19 protein-coding genes are annotated in these 22,658 nt (G+C 63.5%); 5 read left to right on the top strand and 14 right to left on the bottom strand.

The window, feature by feature from the left end; all coding sequences use genetic code 11:
* Nucleotides 1-93 precede the first annotated feature (93 nt).
* On the top strand, nucleotides 94-1,029 hold the full coding sequence (locus QQL24_RS14920) for a GNAT family N-acetyltransferase (RefSeq protein WP_284313023.1): 936 nt from the start codon (nucleotides 94-96) through the stop codon (nucleotides 1,027-1,029).
* A gap of 33 nt (nucleotides 1,030-1,062) precedes the next feature.
* Here the strand turns inward: QQL24_RS14920 and QQL24_RS14915 are convergent, their stop codons facing one another.
* The gene (locus tag QQL24_RS14915; protein WP_284313022.1) at nucleotides 1,063-1,737 is read right to left on the bottom strand and encodes a class I SAM-dependent methyltransferase; all 675 of its coding nucleotides are present in this window, start codon (nucleotides 1,735-1,737) and stop codon (nucleotides 1,063-1,065) included.
* Nucleotides 1,738-2,348: 611 nt separating this feature from the next.
* Between QQL24_RS14915 and QQL24_RS14910 the strand changes: the two genes are divergently transcribed.
* The 3 genes from QQL24_RS14910 (at nucleotide 2,349) to QQL24_RS14900 (ending at nucleotide 4,926) form a co-directional block, all read left to right on the top strand.
* Nucleotides 2,349-3,296, top strand: coding sequence for a transposase (locus QQL24_RS14910; protein WP_284313021.1), 948 nt, complete (start codon nucleotides 2,349-2,351; stop codon nucleotides 3,294-3,296).
* 35 nt (nucleotides 3,297-3,331) lie between these two features.
* Nucleotides 3,332-4,408, top strand: coding sequence for a tartrate dehydrogenase (locus tag QQL24_RS14905; protein ID WP_284313020.1), 1,077 nt, complete (start codon nucleotides 3,332-3,334; stop codon nucleotides 4,406-4,408).
* A 263-nt stretch (nucleotides 4,409-4,671) separates the two neighbouring features.
* A complete protein-coding gene (locus tag QQL24_RS14900; protein WP_284313018.1) occupies nucleotides 4,672-4,926 on the top strand; it encodes a GlsB/YeaQ/YmgE family stress response membrane protein in 255 nt (84 codons plus the stop codon).
* A 47-nt stretch (nucleotides 4,927-4,973) separates the two neighbouring features.
* Here QQL24_RS14900 and QQL24_RS14895 read toward each other — a convergent pair whose 3' ends face one another.
* The 6 genes from QQL24_RS14895 to QQL24_RS14870 all read right to left on the bottom strand — a co-directional run bounded on the left by QQL24_RS14895 (nucleotide 4,974) and on the right by QQL24_RS14870 (nucleotide 11,539).
* On the bottom strand, nucleotides 4,974-5,153 hold the full coding sequence (locus tag QQL24_RS14895; RefSeq protein ID WP_284313016.1) for a hypothetical protein: 180 nt from the start codon (nucleotides 5,151-5,153) through the stop codon (nucleotides 4,974-4,976).
* Between the two features lie 137 nt (nucleotides 5,154-5,290).
* Nucleotides 5,291-6,451 carry a DUF4241 domain-containing protein gene (locus tag QQL24_RS14890; protein ID WP_284313015.1) on the bottom strand — a complete coding sequence of 387 codons (1,161 nt, stop codon included), beginning with the start codon at nucleotides 6,449-6,451 and terminating at the stop codon, nucleotides 5,291-5,293.
* 70 nt (nucleotides 6,452-6,521) lie between these two features.
* Entirely contained in the window at nucleotides 6,522-6,917 is a 396-nt protein-coding gene (locus tag QQL24_RS14885) for a phospholipid-binding protein (RefSeq protein ID WP_284313014.1), read from the bottom strand.
* Between the two features lie 335 nt (nucleotides 6,918-7,252).
* Nucleotides 7,253-8,266 (bottom strand): UDP-glucose 4-epimerase GalE, encoded by a 1,014-nt coding sequence (gene galE, locus QQL24_RS14880; protein ID WP_284313012.1) that lies wholly within the window; start codon nucleotides 8,264-8,266, stop codon nucleotides 7,253-7,255.
* 287 nt (nucleotides 8,267-8,553) lie between these two features.
* A complete protein-coding gene (locus QQL24_RS14875) occupies nucleotides 8,554-10,785 on the bottom strand; it encodes a Wzz/FepE/Etk N-terminal domain-containing protein (protein ID WP_284313011.1) in 2,232 nt (743 codons plus the stop codon).
* A 127-nt stretch (nucleotides 10,786-10,912) separates the two neighbouring features.
* Nucleotides 10,913-11,539 carry a hypothetical protein gene (locus QQL24_RS14870; RefSeq protein WP_284313010.1) on the bottom strand — a complete coding sequence of 209 codons (627 nt, stop codon included), beginning with the start codon at nucleotides 11,537-11,539 and terminating at the stop codon, nucleotides 10,913-10,915.
* Nucleotides 11,540-12,002: 463 nt separating this feature from the next.
* Here QQL24_RS14870 and QQL24_RS14865 point away from each other — a divergent pair, with 463 nt between their 5' ends.
* Entirely contained in the window at nucleotides 12,003-13,352 is a 1,350-nt protein-coding gene (locus tag QQL24_RS14865; RefSeq protein ID WP_284313009.1) for a UDP-glucose dehydrogenase family protein, read from the top strand.
* Nucleotides 13,353-13,407: 55 nt separating this feature from the next.
* On the opposite strand, the gene QQL24_RS14860 is transcribed toward QQL24_RS14865, so the two are convergent.
* From QQL24_RS14860 to QQL24_RS14830, 7 genes are all read right to left on the bottom strand, one after another.
* Nucleotides 13,408-15,369 carry an acyltransferase family protein gene (locus tag QQL24_RS14860; RefSeq protein ID WP_284313008.1) on the bottom strand — a complete coding sequence of 654 codons (1,962 nt, stop codon included), beginning with the start codon at nucleotides 15,367-15,369 and terminating at the stop codon, nucleotides 13,408-13,410.
* Nucleotides 15,370-15,489: 120 nt separating this feature from the next.
* Nucleotides 15,490-16,587, bottom strand: coding sequence for an endo-1,4-beta-xylanase (locus QQL24_RS14855; RefSeq protein WP_284313007.1), 1,098 nt, complete (start codon nucleotides 16,585-16,587; stop codon nucleotides 15,490-15,492).
* Nucleotides 16,584-17,519, bottom strand: coding sequence for a glycosyltransferase family 2 protein (locus QQL24_RS14850; protein WP_284313006.1), 936 nt, complete (start codon nucleotides 17,517-17,519; stop codon nucleotides 16,584-16,586). The genes QQL24_RS14855 and QQL24_RS14850 overlap by 4 nt, the downstream gene beginning before the upstream one ends.
* 252 nt (nucleotides 17,520-17,771) lie before the next feature.
* A complete protein-coding gene (locus tag QQL24_RS14845; RefSeq protein ID WP_284313005.1) occupies nucleotides 17,772-18,704 on the bottom strand; it encodes a glycosyltransferase family 2 protein in 933 nt (310 codons plus the stop codon).
* 78 nt (nucleotides 18,705-18,782) lie between these two features.
* Nucleotides 18,783-19,895, bottom strand: coding sequence for an endo-1,4-beta-xylanase (locus tag QQL24_RS14840; protein WP_284313003.1), 1,113 nt, complete (start codon nucleotides 19,893-19,895; stop codon nucleotides 18,783-18,785).
* Nucleotides 19,896-19,950: 55 nt separating this feature from the next.
* Complete coding sequence (locus QQL24_RS14835; RefSeq protein ID WP_284313002.1) at nucleotides 19,951-21,105, bottom strand: acyltransferase family protein; 1,155 nt, start codon at nucleotides 21,103-21,105, stop codon at nucleotides 19,951-19,953.
* Nucleotides 21,106-21,145: 40 nt separating this feature from the next.
* The gene (locus QQL24_RS14830; RefSeq protein WP_284313001.1) at nucleotides 21,146-22,624 is read right to left on the bottom strand and encodes an O-antigen ligase family protein; all 1,479 of its coding nucleotides are present in this window, start codon (nucleotides 22,622-22,624) and stop codon (nucleotides 21,146-21,148) included.
* Nucleotides 22,625-22,658: the final 34 nt, after the last annotated feature.

Raw genomic sequence — 22,658 nt, 5'->3', positions numbered from 1 at the left:
CCATTTGACTTACTCAATAACTCAAGGTTTTGATTTGTGCTGAGCCCGGCGCATACCAGTCTTGGATTGCCAAATGACACGGGGATCGAGCCCATGGCTTCTTTCGATCCCCTGGTGCCGACGATATTCCACGAGCCCTGGTGGTTGAGTGCCGCCACAAAGGGGCGGGCGGAGGTTGTCGAGGTTACCGAGGGCGGGCGCACCGTGGGTCGCCTGCCTTACGTGATGGAGTCCCGACTTGGGCTGCACAGCAGCAACATGCCCACCCTCACGCATTTCCTGGGCCCGGGGATCAATGACGGCGCGGGAAGCGAGCCCAACCGCTTCGTAAAGCGCCAGTCGATCACGCGCGATCTCATCCAGAAACTGCCACAGCTTTCCTCTTTCCGCCAGAAGATGCACCGCGGCGTGAAGGATGTGCTCGCCTTCCAGGCCGAGGATTTCCAGGTCACCGTCCAGTTCACCTTCGAGGTTCAGCCTGCAGCGCACGACGTGCTCTGGAAGGGCATGCGGGACAAGACGCGCAATGTCATCCGGCGCGCAGAGGAAAGCCATCGAGTCTCCAGCGCGATGGCCCCCGAGGCCTTCTTCCGCTTTTACGCCACCAATCTCAAGGCGAAGGGCGAGAACGCGAACATCGACTTTGCCACCTGCGAGGACGTCGCCCGCAAGGCGCTGGACCGTGGGCGCGGCCATTTCTGGGCCGCGATGGACGAAAAGGGCACGCCCAAGGCCGCTGTCTTCTGCGTCTGGGACGCAAAGCTCTATTACTACATGCTCTCGACGCGGGCGCCCGACAGCGGCAACGGCGCCATCCCGCTGCTGATCTGGAATGCAATGAAGAGCGCGGCCTCGATGGGCCTCGTCTTCGACTTCGACGGCGTGGCCAATGCCGGCTCGATCCTGCTCTATTCCGGCTTCGGCGGCATGACCTCCCCCCGCTATATCGTGATGAAGTCGAGTGCCTTCTACAAGACGCTGCGCGAGATCCGTCGCGTCAATCCGGATCTCTCCAACCGTTTCGTTTGAGCGGGGGTGGGAAGAGGCGTGGCCCGACCGTGACTATGCCTCCCTGGGGCCATCCTTGCGGATGCGCAGCAGCGTGAAGAGACGGAAGGGCGCGATCTGCCGCTCTTCGACGATCGCGGCATCGGGCTGCTCCCTGAGCCAGTCGCCCACCACGGCATAGGGGAAATAGGGCCTCCAGCCGAGCCAGGCCCCGGCGCCCGTCAGGCGTTTTTCCAAGTCGGAGCGCAGCCCCGTCTCGGCCGAGAAATGACCGAGGATCACCATCTCGCCGCCCGGCCGCGTTACCCGCCACATGTCGTCCAGCACGCGGTCGGGCTCGGTGGCGACGCTGAGAAGATAGGGCGCCAGCACGACATCGAAGCTCGCATCCTCGAATTCGAGCGCGCCGGCATCCATCAGGCGCAGCGCCTTGACGTGGTCGAGCCCCTTATGCACGACCCGCGCGCGGGCAAGATCGAGCATGGGCCGTGCAAGATCGATGCCGATGATCGTGCCGCCGCGCGGCAGCAGGCCAAGCTCCAGCCCCGTCCCGACGCCGGCGACCAGCACCCGACCCTTGGCAGGAAGCGCCTTGGCCACAGCTCTCGCGGCGGCCAGGCGGCCGGGATAGAAGGGCCAGTCGAAGATGAGATCGTAAAAGCGAGCCCAGCGATAATAGGTCCGTGCGGTGGAGGGTTCAGCAGACGTCTGCTGTTCTTGCCGTGCCAAGTCCATATTCACAGGACACCCCCCTTGATTTCGAACAGGTCTTGTCGCCGTCCTTGAAACACATCGTCATCAGCCGGATTATCCCCGAAGGGTGGTACGCCTTCAACCTTTTTGCAACCCGCGCGGTTCCCCAGCCGCGTCATCAACCTGGGATCAGCACGCTCCCTATCGGCCTAAAATACTGAACCTACTTATTTTTCTGGTGCAAGAGTATGGGCGACAGAAGCTGGAACTCAACAGGGGATCGACCGGCGCGGCCTGCGGGCTTGCATTACCGGAATCGCACGCGAGGCCCTGAGCATGCCGTCACCGGTAAGTCGATGAGGCTGTGGCCTGGGATCGCAGACCTCTCTGCCTGCTCTTGGAACCTCGGCGCTTGATGATAAGAAGAGCAGGCAAGGATGCCTGCGATTGTCTATTCGAATCCTATCCTGAAAGCTTAGCTTTGGGGTGCCTCCAGCTCGGTGGCCGCCGAGCTGGAGGCGGGAGGGGACGGGTCGTGCCTGCGATCATCGAAGGACTGACTTAGGAGTCTGACCACCCCTCTCTTTTCCATGAGGCCTGAACGGATACCGGCTTAGCACCGGAGACAAGCAGAGGACTTGGAAAAGATGTCTAGCAGCCTAGCACAGAACGTCGGCACCGATATCGGCAAAGATTATCTGGATGTCGCTCTCTTCCCAGCCCAGGTGATCAAGCGCTTCGACAACACCCCGGCGGGCCATCGCGCCCTGATTGCCTGGCTTTCTTCCTGGATTGTCGAGCGTGTCGTATTCGAAGCCACCGGGGCTTACCATCGCCACTTCGAACGGGCCCTCAATGCAGCCGGCCTTGCAGCCGTCAAGCTCAACCCGCGCCAGGCCAGGCGCTTTGCCGAAGGCATTGGCAAGCTGGCCAAGACCGATCGCATCGACGCCATGACCTTGGCTCGCTATGGCCATGCCTTCCAGCCGGAACCGACCCTCATCGTCAGCCAGGCCCTTGATGAGATGAAGCAATTGGCCGCAGCCCGCGATGCCCTGATGAAGATCAAAGTGGCGACCCAGACCCGCCAGCAAACGGCCGAACTGCCCCTGATCAAGCGCCAACTCGCCAAGACACTGGCCCTGACCGAAGCGCAGATCAAGGCCATCGACGAGGAGATCGCCAAGCGGGCCGACAAGGACCCCGCCTTCAAGCGCAGAGCCGAAATCCTCGACTCCATCCCCGCCGTGGCACCCATCACCGCGCACGCCATGCTCATCCACATGCCCGAACTGGGCACCCTGTCCCCCGCTCAAGCCGCCAGCCTGGCCGGGCTCGCCCCTGTCCCACGCGACAGCGGCAGCAAAAATGGCAAGCGCTTCATTCGCGGCGGAAGAGCCCTTCTGCGACGAGCCCTCTATATGCCCATGGTCTCCGCCATCCGATGGAACCCAGATCTCGGCGCCAAATACCAAGCCATGGTCGCCGCTGGAAAGCCCAAAAAACTCGCCATCATCGCTATCATGCGAAAGCTCATTATCCTCGCTAACGCTCTCTTGCGAGATAATCGTAGTTGGACACCGAAACCCGCTTGACCGAATACGGATACTTCCAGGAAAGAGGAACCGCCATGCCTGCGCACAGGATCGCCGTCATTGGGGGCGACGGCATCGGCCCAGAAGTGGTCGAGGCGGGCCTGCGTGTGCTCGACGCTCTGGCTGGTGCCGAGCCGGGTCTTTCCTTCGACTTCACCCGCTTCGACTGGGGCTCGGACTACTACCGCCGCAATGGCTGCATGATGCCTGAGGACGGCCTTGCGCGGCTCGAGGCGTTCAACGCCATCTATTTCGGCGCGGTCGGCGATCCCGAACTGCCCGACGACATCACGCTCTGGGGCCTGCGCCTCGCCATCTGCCAGGGCTTTGACCAATATGCCAATGTGCGGCCGACGCGGCTGCTGCCCGGCCTCAAGGGTCCCTTGCGGCCGGAACTCGGCGCCGCGATCGACTGGGTGATCGTGCGCGAGAATTCCGAGGGCGAATATGCCGGCGTCGGCGGGCGGGCCCATCGCGGCCTGCCGATCGAGGTGGGCATGGACGTCGCCGTGTTCACGCGCGCCGGCATCGAGCGCATTGCCCGCTTTGCCTGCGGTGTGGCGATGTCACGGCCGCGCCAGCTCCTCACCGTGGTCACCAAATCCAATGCCCAGCGCCATGGCATGGTGCTCTGGGACACCGTGGTCCGCGAGGTGATCCGGGACTACCCCGACCTTACCGTCGACTGGATGCTCGTCGATGCCATGACGCAGCGCATGGTCAACAAGCCCGGCACCATCGACACCGTGCTCGCCACCAATCTGCATGCCGACATCCTCTCCGATCTTGCGGCGGCGCTCGGCGGCTCGCTCGGCATCGGGGCGACGGCCAATATCGATCCCTCCCGCCACCGCCCCTCGATGTTCGAGCCGATCCACGGCTCGGCCTTCGACATCATGGGCAAGGGCATCGCCAACCCGCTCGGCTCGTTTTGGACGGCGAGCCTGATGCTGGATCATCTCGGCGAGAAGAGCGCGGCCCGCAGGCTGATGTCGGCCATCGAAGTGGTAACTGATCGAGGCGAGGTGCTGAGCCCCGATCTCGGCGGCACGGCGGATACAAAGGCAGTGACGGATGCGGTGATCGGTGTAATCAAGGGCGAAAACGGCTGAGGTTTTCCCGGGTTCGAGAACGAAGGCCGCTTGCTTGTATGGCGCAACATCCGCCCCAGCCGCGGAGCTGGACTGTGAAGCGGATGCGGCTCGTGCGTCTTACCTTCAGATCGAATCACCAAGAATCGCAAATGCTTTTGATGCCAATGCGCCCACTTGGAAATCCGCTCCTGCCTGAACGCATCTTGCTTTAGGATGCCCGCGCCGGGCGTCAAAGCACCGACCGACGCCTCCAAATCCGTTACCCCGCATGGGAGCAACATATGGACAATCCACAAGTTGGCTGGATCGCCGCGATCATTCTGGGCGGCATCGCAGGATGGCTCGCCGAAATGTTCATGAAGAGCAATATGGGCCTCATCATGAACATCATCCTGGGCGTCGCCGGCGCTGCCCTGGCAAACTTCCTTCTCAATCTGCTGCATATCGGCATCGGCGGCGGATGGATCAACTATCTGATCGTAGGCTTCGTCGGCGCCTGCATCCTGATCGCCCTTGGACGAATGTTGCGCCGCTAAGCCCGGCACCACGAGATCGAAAGCGCCGTCCCATGGGGCGGCGTTTTTCATTGGCTTATCGGAGCACAGTTGGTGCGTCCCGACGCTACGCAGGTGAGCTCGTCATTCTTCTCCTTGAGCTCGGTGAACACCCAGATGCAGGCGCCAACGAGCAGGACCACGAAGATCAGGGCGGCGACGGTGGCGCGATCGTTCGACTCGGGCGGCTTGTTCTTGTCGGCAGGCATGACTGCCCTCTCGTACAACGGATCCGGCCCCTTCCAGCGACAGGCTGGTTGCCCGAGAACGCCGGCGATTGCAACCGGGATCTTGTTCGCGATCCCTGTCCTGCGCCTGCCAGGGTAACCCCTCTTGTGAGAAAAACTCACTTAGCCGTCCGGACGGGGGCATCGTCGGCCAGCGCGATCTCGCCGGCTTCCCAGCGCCGGATCACTTCCATCAGTTCGGGCGAGCGCGGCTTCACCTTGGGGTTGTCCTTATGCTTGGCGAAGGAGCGCGCCCAATCGGCATAGGTGCCGTCGAGCAGGCCTTTCGGCATGGCCATCACGGCGCCGTAGCGAACCAGCAATTCGAGTGCGGCCGGCTTGTCGAGCCGGATCGTCTCGAAGCTGAAGCTTGAGCCCGCATCCATCACCCAGGTTTCGGGTGTCACCCGGCCGCTGGCGAGCAAAGCTTGCAGGGTCTTGAGGTCGTCCTCCTGCATCGCCTTATAGGCGGCGCGGCTGTCGTCCTGCTGCTGGGGCGTGAGCGCACCGAGCGCGGCAATCTTGTATCTGCCATAGTCGCTGCGGCCGTCGCCATTCTCGATCACCTCGAAATCGGTGACCAGGGCCAAAGCCTTGCCGCTGTCGTCGAGCCCCCAATAGGAGGCGTAGAAACCATCGCCCCAGCCGCTCTGGAACACGGCGACGTTTGCCGGGTCGGGCGCGAGCGGGCGATGCATGACATGGTTCTCGTTGTCGCCGCTGAGCTCATTGGCCAGGACGTCGTCGTAGTAATTGTCGTAAGGCCGGGACGAGTTCTGCTGCCTGGCCTTCTGCAGGGCCTCGCGCGTGGCCATCGCCTTGGCGGCCTCCACATCCATGAAGCAGCCGAGCCCGGTATCGACGGGATAGCCGAAGATCTCGTCCGGCTTCAATGTCGCGGGATCCTGGCCCGGCAGCACCGCGATCTCCCAATGGGTGACGGTGCCGGGTGCCAGCCGCAGCAAGGCCATGGCGATGCGGCCCTGTGCTTTGTAGAGCATTACCGGATAGCGGCCCGGCGGCACGGCGCGCGCCAGAGCCTGCCGGTCGGGCTGCACCAGGGGATCGGCAACGACGATATGCCCGGTCGGCGCCTCCAGATCGCCCAGGGCGAGCGGCTCGATGCCGCGCGACGCCAGATCCGCGGCTGGCAGCGCGGTGATGGCAAGGTTGCCAAGCGTTGCCGGCGGCAGCTCCGCACCTATGGCAGGACGTAAAGACACCGCCAGAGGCAGAAAGAGAGAGAAGGCCAGCCCCGTCCATCCTGAAGTCTTCGGCATCCCGTTCGGCTCCTCGGCACCTGTGCTGCGCACCATAATGGAGGAAGCGCCCTTGTCGACAGGCCCTCGCCTATTGCGGAAACTTCCTGACCGCCGACGCCGTGGCGATCGGCATGCCCTTTGCGTTCAACGCCGAGACAGTCCACTCATAATCGTGGATCTGCGGCGGGGGTGGATGCGGCCCGTCGAAATTGCTGGCCTTGAGGCCGCCGCAGGGAATGGAAACACTGCGGCCAGCAACCGGATAGTCGCCCCCGCCATGCGGATAGCTCGGCGCCTGGTGGTCCCGAAGCCGGAAACGCAGGATCGCCGTGCCGGCCGGGATGCCGGTGACCTTCGTGGCCGGCGTGGCGGTGCCGCACCAGGTGAAGGACACTGCCATCTTCGCCGGCGCCGCGTGAGCTGCCCCACCTCCCCAGGCGACCAGGACGCAGCAGGCCACCGCGATCGAAGCCGACATTTTCATGAGTGTCTCCATGAGCTTGCGTGGCGAAGCACACACGGCAATAGTGTACCACTCATGGGGTCCTGTCCCTATCGCCGCGGCAGCAACTTGCATGATGAACGTCAAGGGCGAAGTCGCCCCGCCCAAGGCGCCGAGGGCCGACACCCATCGAGCGGACGCCAAAAAAAGGGAACGGGCCCGATCTTTCGATCGGACCCGTGCTGTGAACCTGCTGTCTTGTGATGGAAGCGGGACATCGGGGAGCGGGTCTTCAGCCCCGGCTCGTTCCGGAACCGGCGTCGCCAAAAGCCGGGTCTGAAGACCCGCCCCCGAAAACGACCGCGCTCAAACGCTCTCTATGCGCGATAGCCGTCCGGATTGGCCGATTGCCAGCGCCAGGTGTCCTGGCACATCTCGTCGAGGGAGCGGCGAGCCCGCCAGTTGAGCTGGCGTTCGGCCTTGCTGATCTCGGCCCAGATGGCGGCGATATCACCGGGCCGCCGTTCGACCAGTCGGGACGGCAGGTTCCGGCCGCAGGCGTGGCTGAAGGCGGTGAAGAGCTCCAGCACGCTGCGGCCCTGGCCGGTGCCGAGATTGTAGGTATGCACGCCGACCTGCCCCTTATGGGTGCGCAGCGCCGCCACATGGCCTTCCGCCACATCGAGGACGTGGACATAGTCGCGCACGGCCGTGCCGTCGGGCGTGGGATAGTCGCCGCCGAAAATCGGCAGGTAGTCGCGGCGCCCCACTGCGACCTGCGCCAGATAGGGCATGAGATTGTTGGGCACGCCCTGCGAATCCTCACCGATCCTGCCGCTCGGATGGGCACCGACCGGATTGAAATAGCGCAGGATCGTCAGCGACCAGTCGGGCTCGGCTCGCGCCAGATCTTCCAGGATGTGCTCGATCATCAGCTTGGTGCGGCCATAGGGGCTGACCGCCGAACGCGGGCTGTTCTCCGTCACCGGCATCTGCTTGGGCTCGCCATAGACCGTGGCCGAGGAACTGAAGATGAAGTCGCGCACCCCGGCTTCCTGCATGGCGGCCAGCAGGTTCAGCGTTCCCGTGACATTGTTGCGGTAATAATCCAAGGGCTTGGAGACCGACTCGGACACCGCCTTCTTGCCGGCGAAATGGATCACCGACTCGATCTTGCGGCTGCGCAGCAGTTCGACCATCAACGCGATATCGCCGATGTCGCCAACATGGCATTCCGGCGTCTTGCCGGTGAGGCTGCCAATGGCTTCAACCGCCGCAAGTTTGCTGTTCGACAGATTGTCGAGAATGACCGGCGTATAGCCACTCTCGATCAACGACACACATGTCAGGCTGCCGATATAACCGGCGCCTCCGGTTACCAGGACATTCACGCGCCACCCTCGCCTCTTCAACCCATCATGCCGACGGCCCGCCGCCGCCTGCATTGTTCTCGCCCTATGATCTTACCAAATGAGTGTTCGATTCTGTACCAAATCGAACATTGCAGGCTGCTCTGTGCAGATTGCAAATGTCATCGAATCGCATCTGCTTCAACTCCCGCTCTTGCTACGTGTTCCCGCTCGAAAAGTCCTTCCCCTCTTCTCAAGAATGCTTCAGCGGGGTCGTTTTAGCCGAAGGCGGCCCCGTCTTTCGATGCGGGGCCGCCTGCGCTTACTTTCTAGCTTGCATAATAAGCCTGAAATGCCTTGCCGCGATAAGCCTCACTCTGTCGCAGGGCCGATGGCTCGGCACGGTTCAACAGGATGCCGATCAGCCGCTCGCGGATCACGTCGGAGCTGGAGAGCGCCTCCAGAACGAGCTTGCGGCTGCTGCTGCCCCATTCGGCGACATAGACGAAGCCATCGACGAGATGGGCTGCAGCCTTGGCGTCGACGACAGGCATGAGAGCCGCAAAGTCGACGAAGACATAGTCATACACGTTGCGTGCCTCGGTCAGGAGGCGGTTCATCTGGGCCGAGCCGAGGATCTCGGCGGCGTTGACAGGCCGTTTCTCGGTCACGCAGGGCAGCACGTCGAGGCCCGAATTGCTGCGTGTCTGCACGAGATCCGCAAGCCGGAGCGGGTCCGCCAGAGCCTCCAGAAGGCCGTGGCCGGCGTCCCGGGCGAACGCCGAGGTCGCGGCCTTGCGGTGAAGGTCGGCGTCGATCAGAAGCGTGCGGTGCCCCGTGCTCGCCACCAGGCTGGCAAGATTGCCAGCGATGGTGGTCTTGCCCTCGCCCGGTATGGCCGAGACGATGCCGATGACCCGGACATCGCGGGTGAGACGGATGCCGTCGATCGACACCTTGACGTTGCGCAGCGCCTCGCTGAAGCGCGAGAAGGGCTCATCCAGCACATTCTCGCACACGGTGGCGGCGGCGAGCGATCGACGATCGCCCCAGCGCTGCCCGTCACGCAGCCGGCGAAGGCGGCTCTTGCGGGTGATCTTCACGGCAGGCGCCGTGCCCAGGCACTCGAAGCCCGTGCCGCGTTCCACTTCGTCGGAGCTGCGGAAGACATCGGCCGTCAATTCACGGGCCAAGGTGGTGCCCGCACCGGCGAACAGGCCGAGCATCAGGCCGGCGGCAATGAACAGCAGCGTCTTCGGCGAACTCTTGAACAGAGGCGGCGTCGCCAGGGTGATGATGCGGGTGTCCGTCACCGGGGCGCTCTGCTGCTGGATCGATTCCTGGAACTTCTGCAGGTAGCTGTCATAGAGCGTGCGATAGGTGTCGGCCGAGCTCTCGAGATCGCGCAGCTTCACCTGGGCGATATTGCTGGTGTCGTTCTCATCGACCAGGCCCGCCATGCTGTCGTTGAGCGACTTCTCGCGCGCGACGGCGATGGCATAGTCGCTGGCATAGGCGGCCGCGATGCGCTGCACCTCATTGGCGATGGAATTGCGCAGTTCGCCCATCTGGTCCCGGAGCTTCACGGCAGCCTGGTGATTCGGCCCGAGGCGCTGGGAGAGGCTGGCCTCCTGTGCCGACAGGTCCAGATACTGAGCCCGGAGCCGGGTGATGACGCTGTTGTTCAAGGCATCCGTGACCGTGCCGTCGAGCAGCGAATTGCCCTCGACATGCTGGATGCGGTCGAGCCGCGCCTTGGCTTCGGCGGTGGCTGTCTTGGCGACCACGAGCTGGCTGTTGAGGTCGGCGAGCTGCTGCTGGCTCATCAGCCCGCGGCCGGTGTCGACGATGTTGCTGGTGCTCTTGAACTGCTGGACGGCAGCATCCGCTTGGGCGGCCTGCGTCTTCAGTTCCTTGAGGCGATCCTGCAGCCAGGTAGCGGCGCGCCGGGTCGAGTCGACCTTGGAATCGAGGCCCTGCGCAATATAAGCATCGGCGACGGCGTTAGCGATCCGCGCCGACTTGTCGGGATCCTCCGAGGCGAAGGCTATGTCGATGACATAGGTCATGCCCACGCGCTTGATGGTCAGGCGCTTGGCGAAGGTCTCGACGGCAATACGCTCGGGCGTATCGTCGGCGCTGGCGGCACTGTCATCGGAGCTGAGGCCGAGAGCACTCTTCAGGCCGGCGATTGCCTTGCTGGCCTTCCACATCAGCACGCCAACCGCGCCCTTGGGCGGGCCGACGAATTCCTGGTCATGCGCCAGGCCGAGTTTCTGCACCACCGTGAGAGCGATGCTGTCGGAGGTGAGCACTTCGGCCTGGCTGTCGACGAAGGAGCTATCGACGGCGACGTCGGACATGATGTCCTGCTTCTGCAGGAACTGGTTCATGCGGGTGTCGAGCAGGATACTCGATGTCGCCGTGAACATCGGCGTCGCCAGCGCGACATAGACAGCGGCGAGAGCCACGCCTACCACAGCGCAGGACATGATGAAGAACCAGCGCCGGCGAAGGGCGTTCACGAGATTGCCGAAGCCGATCGACGCAGGCTCGTCCATGCCGAAAGCGTTTTCCGCCGGGAGCGGAAGGGAACCATTTCGCGTGAGCATGTTGCTTTCTTTTCCGGTTGCTCTTTGAAAGAGGTGTTCTGTCTGCAAATTTGGGCCATTGCGGCCGCCGGGCTGGTCAGTCGTCGCCCGGCAATCGCGTGGGATCGGGAATGTCGAAGCTTCCCACCCCATCGGCGCTGGGCGGATGGAACAGGGTCAGGCCGTCGCCGACGCGGTTCTCGACAGCGGGCGAGGCGAGATCGGTCGGCCCGGTGGCATCGGGGGGATCGTCCAGCATCAGTGTCTGCCGGTAGGCATCCAGGAGATCATGCATGGGGAGCCTCGAGGCCCATTTGTCAACCCGCTCGGCAATCGAACCATCCGCGGTGCGGCAGACCGTCACCGCCCGCGCGAGCCCGAGCCCGATGGCCGCTTGCTGTTTCTTGTCAGCCCGCGGCAGGATCAGCTTGAGCACATCGAGATCGCGCGAGTGCGTGGCCGCGTACTGCATGATGAAGACGCTCAGGCTGTAGCTGCTCATCTGCTGGCGAAGCAGGAACGTCGGATTCTGCATGAAGCGATGGGCCGCATCGAGCGTGAGGCGCTGGCCCTCTTGCGGCTCGCAGATAGCCCAGGCCGGACGCGCCGACGTCAGGACGGAAGCCGAGATCACGAGGGCGAGGACCAACTGGCCTGCCTTGCCGCAGGCGAGCCGCCGTCGAAGGGGTTTCAGGGCGGCGAAAGGTGCGGGTGATATCCTCACGAGCGGCAATGTTCCCTTGGCTGGTATGTGGCATTCCAGGTGGCCTTCGAGCCCCCCGACGGTCCCCCCCAGCGCTCGGTCACAATCCCTTGCGCAACGACACAATCATCTCAGACAAAATGCTGCATTGCAAGATAAAATGAAAACTAAACGAAGAAAATAAAATACAATCTTATCAATAATTCAAGACATAGCTCCGCCTTAAATTAAAAATATCTCATTTACTTTACTAATTACTTAAGTAATTACGACTTATATGTACGCGTCAATTCAAATTTTGTGAAAATTTAAATTTGATATTTTTATGTTGCATTGCAAAATCTTTGTAGACCTTGGGACGCAGTCGGCTTACTGTCCTGCACTGAAGGGCAGCTTGGCTGCAAGCGCTGTGGCTGTTTCTATGCCTGGCAGCATCGGTGCAAAGGCCCTCTCGAAGGTCGATCTTTAGGCACAGGAGTAAGCAATGCGGATTTGCATGGTTGGGTCTGGTTATGTCGGTCTCGTTTCCGGCGCGTCGTTCGCGGATTTCGGGCATGACGTCGTCTGTGTCGACAAGGACGAGTTGAAGATCGCCCGGCTGCGGGCCGGCGAGATCCCGATCTATGAACCCGGCCTCGACACGCTGGTCGAGGAGAATGTCGCCTCGGGTCGGCTGACCTTCTCTTCGGATATCGCGACCGCCGTCGCCAGATCCGAAGTGGTGTTCGTCGCGGTCGGCACGCCCTCGCGCCGCGGCGATGGTCATGCGGACCTCTCTTACGTCTACGCCGCCTCCCGCGAGATCGCGGGGGCCATCGAGGGCTTCACGGTTGTCGTCACCAAGTCCACCGTTCCGGTCGGGACTGGCGATGAGGTCGAGAGGATCATCCGCGAGACCAATCCGGAGGCCGACTTTGCCGTGGTCTCCAACCCCGAATTCCTGCGCGAAGGCGCCGCCATCGATGACTTCCGCCGCCCGGACCGCATCGTCATCGGCACGGAGGACGAACGGGCCCGCGAGGTGATGTCTCAGGTCTATCGTCCTCTCAGCCTCAACCAGGCGCCGCTCGTCTTCACCTCGCGCCGGGCTTCGGAGCTGATCAAATATGCCGCCAACGGCTTCCTCGCCATGAAGGTCGCCTTCATCAACGAGATCGCCGATCTCTGCGAGCAGGTCGGCGCCAATGTCCAGGACGTCGCCCGCGGCATCGGCTTTGACAAGCGCATCGGACCGAAATTCCTCAATGCCGGCCCGGGCTATGGCGGCTCCTGCTTCCCGAAGGATACGCTGGCCCTCGCCAAGACGGCCCAGGATGCCGGCACCCCGGTCCGCCTGATCGAGACCACCGTGGCGATCAACGACCAGCGTAAGCGCGCGATGGCCCGCAAGGTCGTCGCGGCCTGCGGCGGCGATATCCGCGGCAAGACCATCGCGGTGCTCGGCATCGCCTTCAAGCCGAACACCGACGACATCCGCGAGGCCCCTGCCCTTTCCATCGTCCAGGCGCTCCAGGACAATGGCGCCCGCGTGAGGATCTACGATCCCGAAGGCATGAAGCACGCCGCCTCGGTTCTCGACGATGTCGCCTTCACCCAGAGCCCCTATGAGTGCGCCGAGGCGGCCGAGGCTCTCGTCATCGTCACCGAGTGGAACATGTTCCGGGCCCTCGACTTCGAGCGCCTGCGCGGCATCATGGCGGCACCGGTGCTGGTGGACCTCAGGAACATCTACCGCCGCGAGGAAGTCGCCCGCCACGGCTTCGCCTATTCCTGCGTTGGGCGGCCCGACGAAGAAATCCACTCCGAGAAGCCGCAGCGCCAATCGGCGGCGTGAGGTCGGGATCGGACATTCGAGGGCGGGACGGTTTCGGCTGTCCCGCCCTTTTTCTTTACCTTGCCGTTAGGAGCCCTTCGTCCCGCCAGCTCTTCACCAGGAAATCGGCTCCCTCGGCGGTGAGATGGCCATAGTCCCATTGCACGGGAACTTCATCGCCGACCGCAGTGCGGCAGGCCTGCGAAAGCTGCGGGCACAGGGTCTGGTAAGGCGAGAGATAGACCACATTGCGATGCCCCGCGAGAGCCGCTTTCACCATCGCATCCACCGCGCGGGGTTCGTCGCTGCGCTGGCTCACCAGCAAACCGGGCGTGTTGGCGAGAGCGGCGTGGGCGAGTACGCGTGGCAGGGCATCGCGATATTCCACGATCGGGCCGGAGACATAGATGCGCGGGACGCGGGTCGCGAGGCGATCGACCGTCGCGACCAGTAGCGGGACATCCTCGGCCTCCCAACGGGCGGAGAGGACGACCGCGTCGAGCCCGCCTTTCGCCGCCTCCTCCTCGAGCCCGCGCTGCATCAACGCCAGGCATGTCGGATGGCCCCGCCCGCCCAGCACCGGCTTGCAGCCCGAGGCCGTCATCTGGAGGATGGAGGTCCCAGGCAGTTCGTCGGCCAGCCCGCGCCACAGATGCGCGGCATGGCTGTCGCCGATCAGCAGCATGGCGGGCTTGCCGGGTTGGCGGGCAAGGCAGGTGCCGGCATCGAAATCGGCGAGCGCGTTGGCATGTGAATCGAGGAAGCAGGTGCCGCGGCGATAGACGGCCTCATCCTCGTAGTGAACGTAGCTCGCGAGCTTGACGACACCGGCCGGAAAGGCGCCCGCAAGCCCGCCGGATGCGAGGAGCCCCAGCCAGACGGCAACCAGACCGGCAACGCCGCCCACCGCCGAGAAGCGCAGCACGACGGGCGATGCCGCCACTGCCCTGCGCTGGAAGGGCTGCTCGATATAGCGCCAGGACAGAGCAGCCGCCGCAAAGCTGAGCACCAGAAGCAACGCTCCTTCGCCCAGCCCGACCGGCCGTGCCGACCAGATGCGGAAGAAGATGATGATGGGCCAGTGCCAGAGATAGAGCGAATAGGAGATCAGCCCAATGAAGACGAGCGGGCGCAGCGACAGGAGGCGCCCGACCAGCGTCGGTCCCGAGGTTCCGGCGTGGATCAGCAGCGCGGCGCCGATGCAAGGCACGAGCGCGCGTTCGCCGGGGAACGGCATGTTCTTGTAGAAGAGCAGGCAGCCTGCGACGATCAGGGCGAGGCCGAGGGCCGCCAGCGCTTCGCGCAGCCAGGCCCATTCGATCTTCGGCACGGCGCCGAGCGCGAGAAGGGCCCCGACGAGAAGCTCCCAGGCCCGGGTCGGCGCCATGTAGAAGGCCGCGACCTGGTGGGAGCGCACGAAGATCACCGAGAGGACGAAGGAGCCAAGCGCCAGAAGGGCGACAACAGGCATTGTCCAGCGCCGGCCGGCTCCACCGAGCACCCAGAGCAGCAGCGGGAAGACAATGTAATATTGCTCCTCCACGGCGAGCGACCAGGTGTGGAGCAGCGGATTGCTGTCAGCCGCGACGTTGAAATAGTCCGTGGCGGACATGAAGTAGAAATTCGACGAGAACAGCGCCGCCGCCAGCCCGCTCCTTGAGAAGTCGAGGATGTCGGGCGGCAGAAGCAGCGCCACCGCCAGGATGCTAGAGGCCAGGAGCACGGCGAGCAGTGCGGGAAAGATGCGCCGGATGCGTCGGTCGTAGAAGTTCAGCAGGGAGAAGGTTCCGGCCTCAATCTCGGATTGCAGGATGCCGGTGATCAGAAATCCGGAGATGACGAAGAACACGTCGACGCCGATATAGCCGCCCTTCAGCACCTCGCTGCCGAGATGGAAGAACAGCACCGGCACGATCGCCAAGGCGCGCATGCCGTCGATGTCGAGACGGTGTCCCGCCGCGGTGGCAGCCGGCGCTACGGCCTTGGTGCCGGTTGCACCGGCGGGAAGGTAGCCGCGATGTTCTGCCAGATCCGTCATTCTAAATGCTCGGCCTCCTGGGGCGGTGATAAGCGGGATTGGAGTGGCGGTCTCCGACCGCCATCGCCCTATCCGACGCACGTAACGGTTCAAGATGGCGGTCGGAGACCGCCACTCCCTTCACCCCTTGGCCGCGAAAGCCTGGGCCATGGCCTGCCGCATGGGCTTGGGCTTCAGGTCGCCGTCGAAGGGCAGGCCGCGCGAGAGCTGGCCATCAGGCCATTTGTAGTCGGGGTAGTTGGAGAGCCAGGAATAGCGGTCCGACAGGCCCCAGGTCAGCACGCCCAGCATGGCGGGGCTCGCGAGGGAGACATCCATGAAGCTGCGGGTGATGGCGGCCACATCGGCATCGCGCTCGGCGATATCGGCGGGGCCGCCCCGGTCGGCGACATCGAATTCCGTGACCATGATCTTCAGGCCGAAGTCGGCGACATCGCGCAGGAAACGGGCATAGATGTCTTCGTTGAAGCGGGCCTTGTAGGGCTTGAGATGGCCCTGCACACCGAAGGCATCGATGGGGGCGTTCTGCTTCTTCAGGCGCTCGATGACCTTGAGAACCGCGGTCCGCCGCTGCTCCTGCCAGGAGGCGTCCATCTCCACATCGTAATCGCCGTAGAACAACAAGGCGTTCGGATCGGCCTCCCGCGCGGCATGGAGGGAGATCGCCATATAGTCCTCGCCGAAGGCCTGGTACCAGGGCGACTTGACGCGCAGCCCATCCGGATGGCCTTCCGGTGGTTCGACCACCTCGTTGAGAACGTCCCAGGAATGCAGCCGCCCGCGAAAATGCTGGCAGGAGCGGGTGATCATCTGCGTGAGCAGGCTCTCCGAACGCGTCTCCTGCAGCCTCGCCTCGAGCCAGGGTGGCGTGCCGTAATACCAGACGAGCGTATGCCCCCTCATCTTCAGGCCGTGCTTCATCGCGAAGGCATAGAGGGCATCGCCTCCGCCGAAATCGAACTGCCCCTCGACCCGCTGGACGAATTCGCGCTTCAGCTCCCATTCCGGCACGATGATGCCGGCCTCGGCCGCGACGAGGCTGGCGAAGGAGGGATCGGCGGCGATGCGGTCGCTGCCGACGGCGCAGCCATAGAGGAACCCCTTGGCCGCGGCATCGCTGGCGAGGGAGCCGGTTGCAGCAACAGCCGGCCCCAGCCAGTTGGCGGATGTCAGGCCGAGGCCGGCGGCAAGAAGGGTGCGCCTGCTGATGTCGGTCATGCCGATTTCTCCGTTCCGACGGTCGAGCGCCGCCAGCTTCGGATGGCGACCACCACATCGGCCCCGTCCCGGTAGATCCGGCCGGGCACGACGATCTGCGCCAGCACCACCATGGCGAGGCGTGGTCCGTAGGCGCCGCTGGTGACCGCGGCGAGATAGAGGCCGAGGGCGGTGAAGGGCCGTGCCTTGAACAGGCTCTTGGCGACGTGCCAGCCGCGATAGCCGAGATAGGCCTGGCGCGAGATCAACGGCCTGAGGTCGTACAGCCATTTCAGGTCACCGCCCTCCATCCTGGTGTTCGACAGCCTGCCGGGATCGGGGCCGTCATACCAGACGACCCCCGGCCGATCCGCCATCTCGAAACTATAGCCGGCGAGTTCGAGCCGGATGGCGAAGTCGGTGTCGTCGCCATAGCGCACGTCCTCGCGATAGCGCACCTTTCGGGCAGCCTCCGTCGGCACCACCAGGCCGCTCGTCTGCACGAAACCGCGTTCGCACATCAAATAGCTCGCCATGGTCTCGCCCTCGCGGATGGCCCGGTGCGGCTTGATCAGGTAGCCTTGCGGCCCGCGATAAGCCCTGACGGGCGCATAGGCGATCAGGCCCTGCGTTCCCCGCACGAGTTCGGCCATCGCCTCGAGATGGTGCGGCAGGAAGGTATCGTCCGAATCGAGGAAGGCGACGAAATGGCCACGCGCCAGATCGATACCGCGATTGCGGGCTGCACTCGCTCCAGCGTTCTTCTGCACCACCAGGCGCATCCGGGAATCCGCCACGGTTGCGATGCGGGCGCAGGAATTATCGGTGGAGCCATCGTCGACCACGATGATCTCGAAATCCTGAAAGGATTGCTTCAGCACCGAATCCACTGCGTCACGAATGACGCGGGCCCGGTTGTAGACCGGTATGACAACCGAAAAGAACGGCCTCATGGGGCACCGCCCGATCCGGCGAGATGCAAATGCCGCGTGAGGGCAGGCGCCGCGTTCACGAGCGCCAACCTCAAAACTGAAGGGCTTACGAACCGACTCCTGGATTCCCTTCGCCTCGCCCTCTGGCGCTCCGATCGCCAGTCCGCTCCCAAGCAAGGCTTGGGAGGATACGGCTGGGGACGACAGCTCGTGTCCCCAGCCCAACGATTTAGTCTCATTATATGAGCGTTCAAACCTGTGTCCCCCTCCGGATCAAGCTTGCTGCTTCTTGCGGCTACCTATGAGTTGGACGACGACATCGGAGAACCGCCGATAGAGGCCGTCCGGCACGAAAATCTGGACGAAAACGACGCCGGCAAGCGGCGGCGTGTAACAAAAATGCGTAAGTGCGGTGAGATAGAGCTTCAGCGCCCTGATCTTGCTGGTCTTGGCCACCCCCTTTGCGATGTGCCAGCCCCGATAGCCGTGATAGGCCTTGATCGAGATGATCGGCTTCATTTCCTCGATCCAGGGCAGCAATTGTGCACCCTTGCGGGCGGCCGAGACGCGGCGCGGATCGAAGGCATCGTTCCAGATCGCACCGGGCTGCGCGGCCATCACAAAGCGGCAGCCATCGCGTGCGAGGCGGATGGCGAAGTCGGTATCCTGGCCGAAGGGCATGCGGTCACGGTAGCGCACGCGCTTGGCGATCTCGGCGGGAACCACCAGCGTGCTGGTCTGCAGGAAGCCGCGCGAGCAGCACAGATATTCCGCCATGTCCTCGTTCTCGCCGATGGCCCGCGGCGGCTTCAGGAAGGTCTTGCCATTCTGACGGTCGACGATCACCTGCGCATAGGCGACGACATTGACGCGGCCGGCGAGGAGGCGGTGCATGGCCGCCAGATGGTCGGGCAGGAACACGTCGTCCGAATCCAGGAAGGCGATGTAGTCCCCGCGTGCCTCGTCGATGCCGCAGTTGCGCGCGCTGCCGCCTCCACCGTTTTCCTGCCGGACATAGCGGATGCGATCGTCGGCGAAGGCCGATACGACGCTTTCGAGATCGTCCTTCGAGCCGTCGTCGACGACGATGACCTCGAAGTCCGCAAAGGTCTGCGACAGCACCGACCGCAGCGCCGGGCCGATGATGTGGGCGCGATTATAGGCTGGGATCACTACCGAGAAGGTCGGTATCGGGTTTGGGCTCATCGAAGTCATTTCATCAGCCTTTGCCGTGTCGGGCATGGTCACGGGGTTGGGTGCAATCCAGGGGATCGCGGCGTGGGCTCACTGGCCCACTGCCTTGCGGGCCTTGAAGGCCGCGGCGATCGCTTCGCGCATCGGTTTGGGCTTGAGGTCGCCGTCATAGGGCAGGCCGCGCGACAATTGTCCATCAGGCCATTTGCGGCTGGGATCCATCGACAGCCAGGAATAGCGATCGGAGAGCCCCCAGGTCAGCACGCCGATGGTGGCGGGGTTGTCGAGCGACACATCGAGGAAGCGCCGCGTCAGGCTGGCGATGGCGGCATCGCGCTGAGCCGGATCGGCCGGCCCGGGGTGATCGGTGGCATCAAGCTCGGTGATCATGATCTTGAGGCCGAGCCCCGCGATGTCGCGCAGGAAGGCCGCGAAGATTTCCTCGTCGAAATGCTCCAGGAAGGGCTTGAGATGGCCCTGAACGCCGAAGCCATCGATCGGAACGCCCTGCTTCTTGAGCTTTTCGAGCAAATTGAGGATGGCCGTGCGCCGCCCGCCCTGCCAGGATTCGCGCATCTCGACCGAATAGTCGTTGTAGAACAGGAGTGCGTGCGGATCGGCCTCGCGGGCGGCGTGAAAGGCTGTGGCGATATAGCCTTCGCCAAAGGCTTGATACCAGGGCGAACTGGTCTGCAGCCCATCGGGATGGAGGAAGCCGGGTACGACTGCCTCGTTGACGACATCCCAGGAATGCACTCGCCCACGGAACCGGCCGCACTCGCGCGCGATCATGTCGGTGAGCAGGTTTTCGCTCGGATTGTTGCCCAGTTTCTGCTCGAGCCAGGGCGGCAGAGCGCTGGCCCAGACCAGCGTATGGCCGCGGAACTTCTGGCCGTTCTTCGCCGCGAAGGCTGCCAGCGCCTCCGCGCCACTGAAGTCCCAGGCGCCCTCCTTCTTCTGCACGACATATTGCTTGAGCTCGCGCTCGGGCACCAGGATCCCGGCCTGCTCGGCCACCAGCGCCGCAAAGGGCGCATCCGCCGCCAGGAAATTGCTGGAGGCGGCGCAACCATAGAGAAGGCCCTTCTGGGCCGCGAGCTGGCGCAGCGAGGGCTCGTCGGCACGAGCCGGCTCGAAGGTCGCCAGGGCCGCCGCCGCGAGGGTACCGGCCATGAATTCGCGTCGTGAGACAGATGCGCTCAAGAGTCTATTCCTTTCCGCGATTGTCGGCGCGGGTCGAGGTGAAGAGAGGGCGAAATCAGGGAAGACGCGATTGGCCCTGGAGCGCCTGCTCTGCCAATGGCCGCCGCGGCGCCCGATCGGAGACAGTGCGGATCCAGCTGCGCAGCGGCTTCTCCACGAAGCGGAGCGAGACGGCGGCCAGGAGCAAAGACAGGGCGACGCTGACGGCCATGGTGGCAAAGCCGGCCGGCACGCCCTCCCCGAGCAGGTGCACGAAGACGGCCTGGACGCGGCTGAGCAGCACGATCGCGACCAGCGCGTGCAGCATATAGAGGCTGTAGGACAGCGAGCCGAGCCAGCGGAAGATGGCGGTCGAGAGAACGGCCCGCGCATAGCGGTTCTGGATGATCGTCAGCACCAGCAGCGGCACGAGAAACACCGCCGCCATCTCCAGCGTGGGATGGATGGCGAGGACGATCATGCCTGCCAGCGTCGCCACCAGCAGGATGGCCGAGGAGAACCATTCAAGCTTCGAGAGCTCGTAGACCGCGATACCGGACAGAAAGAGCAGGAGACCGTGAACGAGAGACAGCGGTCCGTTGGTGACGGGCCCCACTGTCGAATAGAGAAGAAAGGCCAGCAGCCCCAAGACCGGCAGCGCCGCGAGAGCGAGATATTGGCGCCGGAAGAGCGGCAGGCAGAAGGGAAAGAGGAAATAAAGCACCCATTCGACGCTGACCGACCAGGACGGGAAATTCCAGGTGCGATGATCGATGGCCGGCCCCTGCAGCAGGAAGAACGAAGCGATCGCGGCCTGCCAGGAATAGCGTCCGTCATAGCTCAGAAAGCGGTCGGTATGCCAGATCGCCGGCAGCAGCAGGACCAGGAGCAGCAGCAGCGACAGGAGATTGACGGGATAGATCCTGGCGAAGCGGGCGAGGATGAAGTGCCGGTAGTCGCGCCAGCCGACACCGTTCCGGAACTGGCCGGCATAGACGTAGCACATCACATAGCCGCTCATGGCGAAGAAGATATCGACGGCGAGCCAGCTGTTGAGCGCGATGGGGACGTGCTGCTCCGAGAAAGCCCGGACGGTATCGATCCCCATGGCGAAGTGGAGATAGACGACCTGCAGGGCCAGCAGCCCGCGCAGGCCATCGAGCTGCGCGACGCGATCCCTGGCCGGCGACGCGACGACGGACGGGGAAATCGTCTTGCCGGGAAAATTCATGCGTAGTGTTCCTTTGCGTCTCGTACCGCTTCGCTCGCGCCTATGAGAGCGGTCCCTGGCTTGGGATCGAGCCCCGCAGGCCGGCGAGTTGCCGGGTTCGCCGCGGGAACCGGCCTCGGCTGGGGGGCGCGAGGGCTGGTACGAGGGTCAATTCAGCTGGCGGCGGTGCGGGGATGGGCGCAGCGCCGGGCTCGGCGCGCATGGTCGCCTTGTTGTGGACCATGCTGATCGCGATGACGACGAGCAGCCAGATCTGTTTGTCGAGCGAGAAGAACTGCGACTCGGTGAAGTTGGCGAGCAGCCCGTAAAACCAGATGCTGAAGCAGAGGGCATAGAGCCTGGCATCGCGTGGGCGGACCATGAAGAAGCGGCAGGCCGGCCAGATCACCAGTGCGAAAATGGCAAGGGCGAAACCGATCAGGCCGGTCGAGGCCAGCACCTCGATATAGCCATTGTGCGACTGGATGACCCCGAGCACGAATTTCTCGGTCGCCACCGTGAAGATCGGCGAGTTGTAGCCGATACCGTAGAAGGAGCCGAAGCCGGACCCCAGCCAGAGATGCGATTTGATATAGGTCCACATCGACAGCCAGATCGCTACCCGGCCGGAGACGTTGGCCGGATCGGTCAGGAAGGCATGGATGGTGTCGTGTTCGCAGAGAGCCAGGATGACGAGATTGGCCAGGACATAGAGGGTAAGCCAGCCGAAGGCCTTGCCGCCCCCGCTCTTCGAAGCGAGGCTGCGATAGCCATAGCCGATGAGCAGCACCAACACCGCCAGGGCGATCGCCGATTTCGACTTGGTCCCGATCAGGAAGATGGCCGAGCAGAAGAAGAGGAACCAATCGAGCCGCCTGCCCTTGTCCAGGCCCACATGCATGAAGACCATCAGGGCGACGGTGGCGATCGGCCCGGCCGTGTTCTTGTGCCAGAACACGCCGCGCCAGGCGCCGACGACGGAGGGATCAGCCTCGTTGCCCGGATGCACCGCGAAGGAAAACAGCGGAATGAAGCTGAGGCAGACCGCGATCAGCGAGACGACCATCGCCAGCCCGAGAAAGACGTAGAGGACCTCGATGGTTCGCCTGGTGCCGATCAACCGCACGATATTGGCTGTCGAGAACAACAGGATGCAGGTGAAGATCGAGCGCCTCACCGAGGCGCCGGGGTCGATCGCCCATAGGAAGCTGAGAATGCACCAGGCGCAGGCCAGCAGGTAGGGAATGGAGATCGACAGGAACATGGCCCGCCAATCCGAGAGCAGGACCCCTAAAAACACGCTGACGAAGATCGTGAGATGGATGATCTGCGTGATATTGTCGCCCTGATCGCTGACCAGCAGCCGCTTGGCATCGAAGAGCGCGTCGTCATTGGGCGCGCCCGCTTCGTAGTTGATCTTCACCACGATCATGTAGAGTGTGAGGAAAAGCAGCGCCGAAAAGAACCTGTAGAAAAGCGAACGGTCTGCCGTCACCGGTGAGGACGGTTGCTGCTTCGCGGGATTTCGTAGTGTTCGCATCAGTTTTTCCATAGCGTTTTGCGATTTGACTGAA

The sequence above is a fragment of the Labrys miyagiensis genome (genome assembly GCF_030160835.1).
GTDB classification, from domain to species: Bacteria; Pseudomonadota; Alphaproteobacteria; order Rhizobiales; family Labraceae; genus Labrys; species Labrys miyagiensis.
Note: the sequence above shows the minus strand (reverse complement) of the source record. Positions and strands in the feature narration are given on the sequence as shown.